This window comes from Bradyrhizobium sp. AZCC 1693, from assembly GCF_036924745.1.
In the GTDB taxonomy this organism is placed as follows: Bacteria; Pseudomonadota; Alphaproteobacteria; order Rhizobiales; family Xanthobacteraceae; genus Bradyrhizobium.
This window is the reverse complement of record NZ_JAZHSD010000001.1, coordinates 6,905,909-6,918,961: the sequence shown is the minus strand read 5'-3', so window position 1 is coordinate 6,918,961 and position 13,053 is coordinate 6,905,909. Positions and strand designations below refer to the sequence as shown.

At 57.6% G+C, this 13,053-nt stretch carries 9 protein-coding genes; 5 read left to right on the top strand and 4 right to left on the bottom strand.

Features of this window, described 5'->3' with window-relative positions; all coding sequences use genetic code 11:
* The first annotated feature begins 271 nt into the window (after positions 1–271).
* Together V1293_RS32820 and V1293_RS32815 are read left to right on the top strand one after the other, a co-directional pair.
* A complete protein-coding gene (locus V1293_RS32820) occupies positions 272–1,789 on the top strand; it encodes an oligosaccharide flippase family protein (RefSeq protein ID WP_334515538.1) in 1,518 nt (505 codons plus the stop codon).
* A gap of 22 nt (positions 1,790–1,811) precedes the next feature.
* On the top strand, positions 1,812–2,981 hold the full coding sequence (locus V1293_RS32815; RefSeq protein ID WP_334515537.1) for an acyltransferase family protein: 1,170 nt from the start codon (positions 1,812–1,814) through the stop codon (positions 2,979–2,981).
* A gap of 39 nt (positions 2,982–3,020) precedes the next feature.
* On the opposite strand, the gene V1293_RS32810 is transcribed toward V1293_RS32815, so the two are convergent.
* The 3 genes from V1293_RS32810 to V1293_RS32800 all read right to left on the bottom strand — a co-directional run bounded on the left by V1293_RS32810 (position 3,021) and on the right by V1293_RS32800 (position 7,088).
* Positions 3,021–4,295: a polysaccharide biosynthesis/export family protein gene (locus V1293_RS32810; RefSeq protein ID WP_334515534.1), complete on the bottom strand. Its 1,275-nt coding sequence runs from the start codon at positions 4,293–4,295 to the stop codon at positions 3,021–3,023.
* Positions 4,292–5,863, bottom strand: a complete 1,572-nt coding sequence (locus V1293_RS32805) for an AAA family ATPase (protein ID WP_334515532.1) — start codon at positions 5,861–5,863, stop codon at positions 4,292–4,294. The genes V1293_RS32810 and V1293_RS32805 overlap by 4 nt, the downstream gene beginning before the upstream one ends.
* A gap of 88 nt (positions 5,864–5,951) precedes the next feature.
* Positions 5,952–7,088, bottom strand: coding sequence for a hypothetical protein (locus V1293_RS32800; RefSeq protein WP_334515529.1), 1,137 nt, complete (start codon positions 7,086–7,088; stop codon positions 5,952–5,954).
* A gap of 483 nt (positions 7,089–7,571) precedes the next feature.
* Here V1293_RS32800 and V1293_RS32795 point away from each other — a divergent pair, with 483 nt between their 5' ends.
* Together V1293_RS32795 and V1293_RS32790 are read left to right on the top strand one after the other, a co-directional pair.
* Positions 7,572–8,855: a WecB/TagA/CpsF family glycosyltransferase gene (locus V1293_RS32795; RefSeq protein ID WP_334515527.1), complete on the top strand. Its 1,284-nt coding sequence runs from the start codon at positions 7,572–7,574 to the stop codon at positions 8,853–8,855.
* Entirely contained in the window at positions 8,804–10,048 is a 1,245-nt protein-coding gene (locus V1293_RS32790; RefSeq protein ID WP_334515525.1) for a glycosyltransferase family 2 protein, read from the top strand. The genes V1293_RS32795 and V1293_RS32790 overlap by 52 nt, the downstream gene beginning before the upstream one ends.
* Before the next feature lie 67 nt (positions 10,049–10,115).
* On the opposite strand, the gene V1293_RS32785 is transcribed toward V1293_RS32790, so the two are convergent.
* A complete protein-coding gene (locus tag V1293_RS32785) occupies positions 10,116–11,051 on the bottom strand; it encodes a glycosyltransferase family 2 protein (RefSeq protein WP_334515523.1) in 936 nt (311 codons plus the stop codon).
* Between the two features lie 641 nt (positions 11,052–11,692).
* On the opposite strand from V1293_RS32785, the gene V1293_RS32780 reads away from it, so the two are divergent.
* Positions 11,693–12,535, top strand: coding sequence for a response regulator transcription factor (locus V1293_RS32780; protein ID WP_334515521.1), 843 nt, complete (start codon positions 11,693–11,695; stop codon positions 12,533–12,535).
* Positions 12,536–13,053: the final 518 nt, after the last annotated feature.

Sequence of the window (13,053 nt, the reverse complement as noted above, 5' to 3'; positions counted from 1 at the left end):
GACTAGTACGGATGGGAGATTGACGCCTTTACATCCCCGTCGTGGACTGTTCCCGAAAGAATCTGACGGTCACTTCGGGAGCGGTTGTGAGATGCGATGCAAGCGACATTCCAGACGCCGCTTTGATAGTGCAAGAGCTGCGCGCCCAGATCACTAACCGCGCCTCCGCCAATCCGGACATTGTGGATACACGCAGTACCCGCATTGGCGATGAGTACGGAGCGCTGATCTGCTTTCCGGCCGGTGCCGACGCGAAGCGGGAGAGCCGATAATGCGCCTTCGCCAAGCAATGCTGAGCTCGGCGCTGCAACAAAATGCAACATTGCTGTTGTTCTTTGGGACTGGCGTTGTCATTGCGCACCTGCTCTCGCCGCGGGAGGTCGGTTCATACTCGGTGGCTATCGCAGCTGCCGGCATGTTCGCTGCCCTGAAGGATTCAGCTGTTGCATCTTATGTGGTGAGCGCGCCCGAGCTTGACGACCGACTCTTGGGAGCCGCGTTCGGTTTGAGCCTGACTATTGCCGCTTGCCTCACCGTTGGATTTGTCGGACTGAGCTTTCCTCTCGCGACTTTCTATCAAGACCCAACCGTCGGCGTGGCCTTGAGGATTGTCGCTCTTGCACAACTCGGCCCTGCCCTGGCTTTTCCGGCCACTATTCGCTTGGTGCGCGCCATGCAATTCGGGTCGCTTCTCGCCATCGGCCTCGCGGCGGCAGTGTCTCAAAGCGTGGTTTCGCTCACTCTTGCCATGCTCGGTCACGGAGGTGCCGCTTTGGCTTGGGGCTACTTTGCATCATCGGTCGTAATGGCGGTCATGACGATGATCTATCAACCCGATGCGATCCAGTTGCGACCGACCCTGCAAGGCGCGGGCCAACTGCTCGCCTTTGCGGGCTGGATGTCTGCGACGCTTTTCGTCGGCAGCACTACGACGTCAACTCCGGAGTTGGCAATCGGGCGCGTTCTGGGAATTGCTAATGCAGCCCTGTTTTCGCGCGCCCAAAACCTGGTGTCATTCGTCAGAAACGGTCTCCTTTTCGGTTTGACCAAACCTCTGCTTTCCGACTTTGGAAGGCGTGAACGGGAACGGGAAAGTCTGGCGCCGATCTACTTGCGTATTGTCGAACTGGTTACGGGGCTTTCATGGCCAGCCTATGGCGTCCTGGCGATCTGGGCCGAGCCTCTCGTGAGAACGATCTACGGTGAGGCGTGGAGCGCCGCAGGCACGATGATGACGCCTATCGCGATCGCTCACGGGTTGGCGCTTACCGTTCCGCTCCACTACGATATCCTGATCATCAAGCGACGTCCGCGATTGCTCTTCGCCTCCGAGCTGTCCATGTTTCTCTTCACGATCCTGGCGCTTGGAATTGGCCTGATGATCGGGATTGAGAGCGCGGTCTGGAGCTTGGTGTTCAGCAGCGCCTTCTTCGCAACCTATTATTTCATCGTGCTCAAGGCCATTATCGACTTTGCGTCCGGCGCGCTGGTGAAGGTCTGGAGCCGAAGCCTGACGTTGACTCTCGTCGCCATTCCGGTTCCGCTCATTTTTCGGCATCTAGCTGGTCATGGCGCCGCCGAAGTCTTACTCGGATTTGCTGGATCGAGTGCAGTCGCAGCACTGATCTGGATCGCTGGTGTCATGTTCACCCGGCATGAGCTGTCCCTTCACATTGGCCCACTGCTCGAGAGTGGGTTCGCATCCGTCGCGCGGCGACGCCCGCGTCGTAGCGGCAGCCAAGAGAGACCGATAGGCGTGGAGCTTCCAGTGACCGATCGGAGTAGATAAACGACCTGCAAGGGTAACAGCCATGGAGAGACAGGAGCATTACCTTCGCCGTCACGCCAAGGTGCCCGGGTGGCTGGGCAGTTATGCCGCACGATTTATTGCCGAGTTTCGTCGCATTTGGGCCATCAACGGACTTAAGGGGGTCGCCGGCGAGATTGGCGTGCATAGGAGCCGGCACAGCGAACAGGAAGATCACACTGTCCCCGCCCTCGACGGTCTACGCGCGATCAGCATCATCCTCGTCCTAGCGTGTCATCTGCTTCCGCTGGGACCGAAGGCTCTCCAACTGAATTTGACCGCTGGTCCGATGGGGATGAGTCTCTTCTTTACGCTTTCAGGATATTTGATCGTCAGCACGCTTCGCTCCGTTTCGATCCTGGAATTCATCGTAAAGCGGGTCACCCGGATTCTGCCGCTTGCATATCTCTATATTTTGCTCGTTCTCATTGTTTACGGCTTGAGCAAACAAGCTCAGCTTTTCCACCTGAGCTTCATTCTTAACTACAGACTTGATCAGATGATACCGGTCACGGAGCATCTCTGGTCTCTATGCGTCGAGGTTCATTTCTATGTCTTCGTAACGATCATCGCGGCACTGGGCGGAGCCAGGGCACTCATGCTTGTTTGGCCCTGTTGCCTCGCAATTACCATGATGCGTGTCGCGGAGGGCGCTCATATTCAGGTAGCGACGCACCTTCGCATCGATGAAATTCTTGCCGGGGCCTGCATTGCCACGCTGCCGATATACCGATTCCGTTCCAGTGCCACGTCCCTCGTCGCCTGGGGGCTCGCGGCCGGCGCCTGGGCGGCAACCTCGCATCCCGATGGCGGCTGGCTGCAATATCTGCGGCCCTATGCGGCCGCCCTTCTGCTCTTGGCGACGCTAACCCAACCGTCCAATCGCCTGATCGGTGTACTGGGCAGCCGGATTCTTCGTTACATTGCCGCCATCTCATACGCGCTCTATGTCATCCATCCGCTCACCGCGCATGGATGGTGGAACGACGGAAGCGTCTGGCAGCGGTACCTGATCAAGCGGCCACTCGGCTTGGCTTTCACCCTGATTGCGGCTCACAGTTCGACCTTTTATTGGGAGAGATTTTGGATAGAGGCGGCACGGCGCTGGCTTCGTTCGAGGCGTGCAAAGACTCCACACTCGCTGGCTCGGCCACAAAATGTCGTGGGAGGATGATTTGGTCGCGCTGCCGACATGCATCGGCGAATTTGGTCCTTAGCGGTTCGTCTTGTCCGAACTTCCGGCGCGTGACAAATTGATATAGCTGCCGGGAGCATACGGCTTGGGACGGATCATCGGGATTTTGATAATATCGTCCGGCTCCACCAAGCTCGTTTCGTCCGCTGCAATTTCTCGCCTGATCTCGCCATCCTTCCGTAGCAATGTAAAGCTTGGTCGTTGACCGTCGTCCGCCAGGCGCTCTCGAGCCTCCGCCGGCGCGCTGACTTGCGCCTCGTTCAGAAGGTCGCCTGCCGTCCCAATCCGCGCACGAACCTCTGCGAGATCATCCTTAGCCTGCTGCAAATCCCGCGTATTCGTCCGGCTCCTCTCGTAGGCGCGTTCTCGAACGCGCTGCTCCGCCAGCGCAATGTTCTCCTTAGCCCTTACGATCGCCGCTTCCGAGTTCATTTGCTGATTTACGACCTGTGCAATCGATCGCTCCAAGGTAAAAAGTGTAGGATTGAGGGCGAGACCCCTGGCTGCGAGCGAGCGAAGGTCCTTCAGCTGCTGCTGGATGCTGCCTTGCTCCTGCTTCTGAGCCTCGATCTGCGCGCGAAGCGATTCAATCTCATCTTGATAGAGCGACTTGATCTCCTCAAGCGCCGCCGTTTCCGAACGCGCCGTTTCGTTTTCCACCGCGAGCGCCGCGCGTTCGCTTTCGATGATTGCGGAGTTGGAGGAATCGTCCTCTTGGTTTCCGACCCCCTGCGGCAGGGAAACAGTCTCGCGCCCGGCAAGCGCCGCCGTCAGGCGCGCCGCGCGCGCCACTAGCCGGTTCTGTTTCAGCAACAAGGTGCGGACGTCGCCCTTGGCGAGCGCAATATCGCGATCCAGCCGCAGGAGGCCGAATTCGGGTCGGTAGTATCCACCAGCGATGCTGATCGCCTGAAGAACCGTGATGCCCGGTCGATAGGCATACTCGCCCGGTCGCTGAACGTCACCCACGATCGAAAATGGACGAAACTGTATGATTTCAACAGCTGTCCAAGGTCGTTGGGAGCCATCCGCGCGCCGCTGTAGCCGGTCTGATATCTCTTGAGCCAGATCCTGGACATGCAGTCCAGCCGCGCCAATATTCCCGACCAGAGGCAGGGAAACCGAACCATCCGCGGTCACTGTATATTCACCACTCAGGTCCGGCCATTCCTGTACCTTGACTCTGAATCGATCCGATACACCGAGCTTGTAGTCGTTTCCAAACGCCAATCCAGCGGCAGCCGTCAGACCGATGCTCAGGACCATCGTGATCGCAAGAAATTTTCTGGTCATGTCTGCCTCTTAGATGTCCCCGAATTGGCCGAGCTCCTACTAATGAACGTGCCGAGAATCTTGTCCCGCACAGGTCCAAGCGAACGCAGCGCCCACTCTAGCTCGCTCTCAGACGTGCGGCCCCATTCCACAACGATCAGCAGGTCGTCTACGACTTGACCGGCAGATCGGACGTCGGCAACAGTCTGCAGTGGCGGCAGATCGAGAATGATCCATTCGTAAAATCCATCGCCGCGTGCTCCGACCGCTTGAACTAGATTGTACCACTGCATGTCGATGTTGCCGACAAGCTTTCCGCTTGGCAGGAAGTCGAGGTTGGGCTGAATCTCCACTCGGATGACTTCGCTTGCGGCGACCTCGCCCCGCAACATCTCATAGAGGCCTTGCGGCTCGGCCGAAGCCTGACTGCCCGACGCAAGCCGACCGCCGGGTGATGCACTGACAAAAAGAACACGTGAACCGTCACTCGCAATCAGTCGGGCCCAATTCGCAGCGATTGTCGTCTTTCCGCCGCCGCCGGCATACGAAGTTATGCCGACGAAGTGCGGAACATTTCTGGACCGTTCGAGAACAGCCGCGCGCGCGCGCCGCAAAACCGGGAGGATGGAGGGCACGCTAACGTGCGAATAACTCGAACCACAGCCGTTGCGAAAAGCACCAGACGGGAAGCCCCCTAAAGCGCCCTTGCTTGGGATTCGTTGCAAATATCCGAAGCACTCGACCGATGTCACCGAAGCAAGCTGTTCGGCGCTACGTACACGACGGTCAACAAGCGTAAACCCGAGCCCAACAGCAAAGCCCAACGCCACGCCTATGAAGGGTGCCAACACCAGCGTGATGATCGGGCCTGGTCCATCCCTCCTGTCTGGTGGAGCGGCCTCGCTGATGATCCGGGCTGTCGGGCCAAGCACCTTGATGCGCTCGCGCAATGCCGCGCTTGTTGTGATAACGGCGTTTGTGTCGTTTTGCTCTTGGACGAATGATCCTGATATATCGTTGGTTAGCCTGGCGGCGTCCTCCGCGGTTAGTGCTTTCTCGCGAACCGAAATGATCTGACTGGCGCCAATCCGACTGACCTTCATGTTGGATCTCAACCTCGCCAACGCTGTTTGCCTCCTTGTTGCTTCGGAGGGTTCCTGATCGTAGGCGAGTATCTGCCATGGCGATCTCGGCAAGATCCGTTCGATGTTCTCCAATCCGATTCTGTCAATCGTTCGTTCGAGTACCTTGCTGGATTTCAGCATTTCTATCGCACTCTGGATCAGAGAGTTTTCGACCAAAATCTGCGTCACGACCGCGTCAGGTCCTGACAATTGAAGCGTCGTGTTCGAAATCAGCAGTTCGGAAGAAGCGCTAAACTCCGGCACCTTGACGAGATTGTAACCGAGCCCGGCGAGCCATGCGACGACGGCGCCAACGAGCATCGAGCCGACGATCTTCGGCCTCCGCTGACGAACCTTGCCAAGAAAGACCCTAAAACCAATACCGTCACGCCACGGCTCCGGGGCGATCGATCGGTTCTCCACGCCGACAAGAACCGGACGCTTAGTGTTCGTCGTATCGAGCATAAATGAAAGCTCCCTCGCAGATTCCCTCGAAAGCGTATCGATGCTTGGCTCTCGCATAGGGCTTGGACTCTCTTCGGAGTCTCTCCAATCACTCTTGCAGCGTCGCCTCGACGGCCTCCAATTTGTCCCAGGGGAAGCCGTTAAGGCGGTTGTTGCTGTCGGCATAACAGGCCGCTTCAGGGCGTCCCTTCGCGCATCGCAAGATGCCGCCGATGCCGTAGTATGGATGACCCGGCCCGTTCGACAGGGGGTTTTCAGCGTACAGGACCACTGCACCTGCGGTGTCGCGAACGATCATGCCGTACTTCTGGACAGCTCGAGCCACCATTCGGGCGTAAGGATCCATGTTGATCTGATCGAGATCGACATTCTCCGGGATGCGAAACGTCGCTCCCTGGGGTATCGCATCCGGATCGTCCTCACTACCATCGGTTCGCTGCGCAGGGTGCGCCCATACCGATTGCCGCGTTTGCGGCAGAGCTATGTGAATCGAGTGATTGATCGCACCTTGGCGCTGATCCTCGATCGTCATGAGGCCTGCAAGCAAAACGAGGCCAGTCGCCGCTGTGCCGAATTTGTAACCGTCTGGCGTCGTCGGGAAAAATCCGGGATTGGCGGCAAGATCATCGATCTTTCCACCCCATGCGGCGCGCCACTCCTCCACAGAACGACCTGCGGAATCGACAATTTTTCGGCCGCTTCTTTCCATGCCCCAGAATTCCCAATAATGACCTGTCGAGGGCTGGTATATGATTGCCTCTTTGTCGGTGCCCGCGGATGGCTGGAAGCCGTCAGGCAGCGGCACCGCTTCCCATTGCTGTTGAAGTGGCTCAAATGCCCACGCTGGATCCGAAGCTCGCTCTGCCCTGACACGGACGGTCGGCTGTTCCCTACCGGTCACGTAAAGAGGCGGCGAATACTGATCGATATTGACTGACACGATGTTGTAGTGCGCGCTGATCTGCCGCAGCAGATTGGCTGCCCAAAGATCGGAACGGGAATCACGTGGGAGATCCGGTCGTAGTTGCCGGTGAACATAGCTCGACGCGGCAAATTCCCGATCCGGTGCCACAGCCAGCGACAAGCGGACTTGGCGCCCTTCTGAATGCTCCACCGCCGGACGGCCACTATCGGCTCTCGTCGAAATTGACAGGGCGCCAGCGCCGATCAACATCGCGGCGCCAGCGCAATAGAGGCCGGCCACTGCGCCTTTTGTTGCACGCATGATTAAGCTATCCCACGAACGTTCGATGCGATCGCGAATCCCAACAGCAGCGACGACAACCCAATCAACAGCGACGACGATGAGATCGGCGACAACGAGATCGGCGTGCTGCCCGAATTGCGCTCATCCCGCAATCATCAATGACGACAGGCGTTGCAAGGCCGCAATCACTCGAACGTATATGCATCCTTTCGGATGGTCCCGAGCCTTATGCAGGACCGCGCATATTCGACACCGAGTGCAGGATGGGACGCCCGCTGACATTGCTCCTCGTAGTTCTCGCAGCTGCGGATAGAGATTCCGAGTGGGACGCTCGCGCTCCCCAACTGTTGTTGAACTAGTCAAGAAGAGTCGCCTTCCTATCCGTGCGAGCAAGCACGCAGCCTCTCCCGATCGTTAACGTTTCCGAAGCCGTTGCGGTCGATCGCGCACATAAGCCGGCCTCCGCGGGAGATGATCGGCAACAGCCTGCCGGAGGCGGTTATGAGCGATGCGGTGGAAGCAAGGACGACTGCTGGTCGACGTCGCGCGAGAAGGCGCATTGCCCCGGACTTCTCGCGGCCGGCTTTTTGCGTCCAGGGGCTGGTATGCGATGTGCTGACACTTGAGCAGGCTGTTCAACGGGTGATGACGTCCATCAAGCAGGGCCACCGGTGCAACATCGTCACCCCAAATGCCAGCTTCCTCAGGATGTTCCGGTCCGACCCGGCTTTCAGAGATGCCGTTCTTGCCAGTGACCTCTCGCTGATCGACGGAATGCCGCTCGTCTGGTTGGCGCGTGTCCTTGGTATCGCCGCTCCTTCTCGTGTATGCGGATCTGACATGTTTGATACCTTGATGCGTAATACCGACGTTCGAATCGGCGCCTTCTTCCTTGGTTCAACCGATGACATCGGTCAACGCGTACGAGAACGCCTTGATCGACCCTCATCGGGCGTTCGGTGCACCGGCGCTTATTCACCGGGATTCGGCTCTGTCGAATCCATGAGCGATCACGGCATTCTCGACACGATCAACGAAGCAGGTCCTGATCTATTGGTCGTATCCATCGGTGCTCGCAAGGGTTTGCTGTGGCTCATGCGAAACGAGCATCTGCTGTCGGTCCCAGTAATCTGCAATCTCGGTGCAACGATCAATTTCGTTGCGGGGAGCGTCAGGCGCGCACCCGCTTTCTTTCAACACCATGGACTGGAGTGGTTGTGGCGTATCAAGGAGGAGCCGGCGCTTTGGACGCGATATGCACTCGATCTCGCCACCCTGATGTCGGTGCTGGTCGTCGAGATTTTACCTGGCCTCGTTCAACACGCATTACACAAGGTGCGGGCGACATCCTCGTCGTCACCCCACCTACAGCGCTATCACGTCAGGAGAGCCGATGTCCTGAAGTTTTTTGGCGCCTGGACAAGAGACGATCTCGCGCCAGTACGCGCGAGTTTGGCGGCGGCGACACTGAGAACTACCAACCTCATCGTGGACCTCGAAAGTGTGACCTTTGTCGACGCCGCGTTCTTGGGTCAGATACTTCTGGCATACGGGTACCAGCGACGTATGCACCGAGACTTCACACTACGTGCGTCCACCGGGCGAATCCGGCATCTGCTGCGCCTCCACGGGTGTGAATTCTTGCTCGCGCCCGGTCGGTTGCAGCCAGAGGTCGCCCCCACTCCGGATCGACCCGCGCCAACAAATGGCCGGCCTGCCGGCGGCATTCGGCAGTGGCCGATCGCGATCCGTCGCGTCTTCTTGATCAATTCTCATTGGCACTGACATTTGTGATGCTTGTCTCAATCCCCGAGATCGTCCTGGTACTCGCCGCCGTCGTCCTGATTTTGGCAACATTGGCCTTGGCGGTGCAGGCAACAGCGGCGATCTGTTTATCCGATCGCCCGCCCATCTTGTCATCACATCGACCTTCGATCGCTGTGTTGATGCCGGCGCATAATGAAGAACAATACATCGAAAAAGCTCTACTCCGGATCAAGGAGGATCTGTTGCCGACCGATCGGCTTCTTGTCGTAGCCGACAATTGCATCGACCACACAGCGCCGCTCGCAGCGCGAGCCGGCGCCGATATCGTGGCCCGAGATGATCCCACCCGACGCGGCAAGGGCTTTGCCCTCGCAGCCGGTCTTCGCCACCTTGCGGCGACACCGCCCGAAGTCGTCATATTCATCGATGCGGACTGTCAAGTCAGCAGTCGCTGTGTGGAGTTGCTGGCAAGGGCTTGCGCGGCCGCGAATGCGCCGGTGCAATGCCTGGACCTTATGATCGCGAACCCGGATAGCGAGGCACCACCACATTGGGCCGAATTTGCGTGGCGCATCAAAAACGATCTTCGGCCCAGCGGGTATGCACGGCTTGGCCTCCCCTGCCACCTGCTCGGAACGGGGATGGCGCTGCCCTGGCGCTTGATTGATCCCGCGATATTTGCGACGGGACACTTGTCCGAAGATATGCTGCTCGGACTTGACCTCGCGATAATGGGTTCCTCCCCTCGCTTCTTCAGGGACGTCAGTGTCAAGAGCTACTTTCCAGCTAGCGAGCGTGGTCAAGCTCAGCAAAAGCAGCGCTGGATGCATGGTCATTTTGCGCTGATCAACAGTCACGTGCCCCGCCTCTTCTATCAAGCGCTGAAACGCCGTGAGCTAAGTCTACTGGCACTGGCCGCTGACCTTGCCGTGCCGCCCCTCGGGGTGCTTGCGGTTGCCAATTTCGCTCTCCTGGCAATGTCTCTGACCTTGATGGCGGAAAGCCAAGCGATTGTCCCGCTTACGATTGCAGCCATCGAGTGTGCGCTCTTTGCATTCTTCCTCGGAATTGCCTGGCACCTCTGCGGGCGCGATGTGATTGGCCTCAAGGAACTCAGGCAGCTACCACGGCACATCATCATGGTCCTGTGCTCTGCCTCGAACTTGGTTCGCGGACGCCGGGCTCTTTGGACGAGAGCCGAGCGGCTCTAAACGACGACGCGCGGGGCTGCCGGCCGTTCCATGGTGGGCGCTCAACAGAAAGCTCGCTGGACGATCGCTAAAGGAGCATGGCATGGCCTCGGCTCAATCGAAACAGAGTTCGACCGAGAGGCCATGTACGGACCAGACGTTTCACAAATCGTTTTAGGTCATACTGAGGGCTACAGTCGTTCAGCAACACGGTTCGCGCCTCGACATACCGGTCGCTGTCGAGTAACTGACGGGCGTATTCCAGCATAAGGAAATTTGCGTAGCGCCTGCTACTTTCCATCAGGGCGGGAGGCACTCTTCGATCTCGTATTAATTCAGGGAGCCGTTGCGCGAAGACTGGACACCGTACTGCTCGCCCTCCGCTGTGCAGCGTCGGCGAGGATGCGTCATTATATGTCGCGGATTTCCTGGCGTTGTAAAAAAACGAGCCTTGGCAGGCGAGTCTGCACCACATGTCGATATCTTCGCCGGTAGACACTCCTTCCTCAAAGAGACCTGTCGCCAAAAACTCTTCTCTAAGAACGACGATCGAGCTCGCGCTAGCTGGATAACCGCCATTTGCGAGCGCAAACGAAAAGTAATCGTCGACCTGCTGCGCGGCAATTCCTTCATCAACCATTGATCGACCAGCACGACTCTCCAGTCGGAGGTTGCTAAAAGCAGCGATCGACGTGCTGCTTTCCAAAACATTCAGCAGGCCTGCAAGATGGTCCGGCGACCATAGATCATCCGAATCAAGAAGCGCGACCCATTTCCCTTCCGCTGCCGCAATCCCACGGTTCCGCGCAGCCGAAACTCCTGCGTTTTCCTGCTTGATCAGACGCAGCCGCGGCACGCCCGCGATTTCGACGGTGTGAGCACCCCCATCGGTCGAACCGTCGTCCACTATGATGATCTCGAAGTCCACGTCGATCTGGCACGCTGCCGAGCGAAGCGTCCTCAGAATGAGGTCTGCTTTGTTGTGTAATGGTATTACGACGGAGACAAATGGTTTTGTCTGCATTGTCGGCCTCACTGGGTGGTCAGCCGCAATTCATCAGCCACAGCTCCGGCACCAGTCAATTTATGTCGGGCTGGCCCCGACGCAAATATCTACGTCGAGGAGGCGTCGTTCTATGTTGAGTAGTCCACTCGGAAGATGGGAAGGAAACGCAGGGGGCTCCGACAATGGGGCAGACAACCTCGCAGGTATAACGAAAGATATAGATGAACACGGAGTGCGGCATGAAGAAAACCCGCCAGACTCGTCAAAAGCGATAAATAATTCAGGGATTTCACACTTGCGCACCCGATCAGATCATCACAAACGAAATCAGACCGGCGGCCAGCTTTTCCGCCCCGCCGTAGTCTGTGCACTCAAGAACTAGTTCGTTTGCGTCAGGTATTTGGGGAACGCTGAGGAACCCTGCGTTCGGCCGCCAGTTTTTCCCGCTCAGATTCCCCGATAAAACCAAGTTCCCCGATAAATCAAGATTGCAACAATTTTTATGGCGCTTATTGTCGTCTACAATTGAACTACGGAGTTTTTCGCCTCTTCTTCGTGTAACCCTAAAGAGGACGAACAGAACGGGATCGTACGAGACGAAACACAAACAAATAAACGGGGCGTGAGAAGCGCTTGTCTCGTGCAACCGAAGGATATCGATGGATTCGTCAATCGTACCTACGGTTATTCTTCAAAGCGACGGGCTTCTTCGTGAGGGACTGCGCCTTATGCTGGAGAGAACACGCTTTCGCCCGCAAGATTGCGTGGCCGAATTAGACGATCTCACCCGAATTCCTTGCGACAGGCCGACCCTCTTCATCGTCGATATTCGCCAAAAGCAGGATTCGATCTGCAAGAGAATCCGAGCACTGTATCCGCTTTCTTTTATCGTGGCGGTTGGCGACGAGAGCGAACATAAGCACTTGGCGAGCGCGCTGGATGATGGCGCGAACGCAGTGCTCTTCAATTCAGTCACGCCGCAAGCCCTCCTTGATTCGCTTCATATCGTGATGAGCGGGGAGCTCATCGTGATCGACGCTCATCTTCGGTCGTTGGAGGGCCGGGAGAGCTTCGGAAGGACGAAGGAAGAAGTCGGGACAATCGAAGAGGAACCGCCTTCGTCGATCCAACATGCCACATCTTGGGAAACTCGGAACGAACCGGCGGACCTGAGGCATCTGTCTGCCCGCGAGATCGCTATTCTTGAACGGATCGTCCAAGGGGATTCTAACAAACACGTTGCACGATTCTTCATGATCGCCGAGCCAACGGTAAAGGCGCATGTAAAAGCAATATTTCGAAAGATAGGCGCGATTAATCGCACGCAGGCGGCAATCTGGGCGCTAAGCCACAGGCTTTTCGATGATCCGAGCGCGATTGCGAGCCATATTTCCGTGTTCCTGCAGCCCGAGGCAGGCGAAGGCCCGAACGATACTTCATCGGCTTTGGAGATGGATGGCCATCCGATGTGCCGGCGGTCTCCAGCTGGCCCGGTTTCATAGGCAATCCTAGCCGCGTGGCGAGTTGGCACGTCACCCTGCAACGTCAAATGTCGGAACGGTGACTGCGGCATGTTGTCGACGTGAGGCTAGATCGACTGCCGCATGATCGCCCGTGGTCCCACGTCAACTGGTGCGATCAGCCGTTCCAATAGCATCGCGACTATTTTGCTGGACCAGCTGGCGCGGTGGCTCTGCTATCCGGCGCAGAACATGCCGACGCCGCATCCGTTATGGCCGCCGCTGACGCGACTGGTCGAACCACCCGTCAAAAATTTGCTAGGGCTAACCCATTCCTCGAGGTACTGACGGTAGGCGATCTCAAGAACTGAGCCGATCATAAGATGCGTGGCATCTAGATCGCCCTATTCCCCACATCTGGCAATTCGTCGATCGGATGTTTTGGAACGCCTGCTTTGCGATTAAAAAGCGGACATTGACTAAACTCCGACGACGGTGCCGACCACTTAGGATTTCCGCGCCAAGCGTGACAACAGGTTGACTAAGTGAACCTCCCCCGA

Coding starts and splice junctions, on each gene's coding strand:
- V1293_RS32820 (WP_334515538.1), top strand. CDS start 272: ATGCGCCTTCGCCAAGCAATGCTGAGCTCGGCGCTGCAACAAAATGCA.
- V1293_RS32815 (WP_334515537.1), top strand. CDS start 1,812: ATGGAGAGACAGGAGCATTACCTTCGCCGTCACGCCAAGGTGCCCGGG.
- V1293_RS32810 (WP_334515534.1), bottom strand. CDS start 4,295: ATGACCAGAAAATTTCTTGCGATCACGATGGTCCTGAGCATCGGTCTG.
- V1293_RS32800 (WP_334515529.1), bottom strand. CDS start 7,088: ATGCGTGCAACAAAAGGCGCAGTGGCCGGCCTCTATTGCGCTGGCGCC.
- V1293_RS32795 (WP_334515527.1), top strand. CDS start 7,572: ATGAGCGATGCGGTGGAAGCAAGGACGACTGCTGGTCGACGTCGCGCG.
- V1293_RS32805 (WP_334515532.1), bottom strand. CDS start 5,863: ATGCTCGATACGACGAACACTAAGCGTCCGGTTCTTGTCGGCGTGGAG.
- V1293_RS32785 (WP_334515523.1), bottom strand. CDS start 11,051: ATGCAGACAAAACCATTTGTCTCCGTCGTAATACCATTACACAACAAA.
- V1293_RS32780 (WP_334515521.1), top strand. CDS start 11,693: ATGGATTCGTCAATCGTACCTACGGTTATTCTTCAAAGCGACGGGCTT.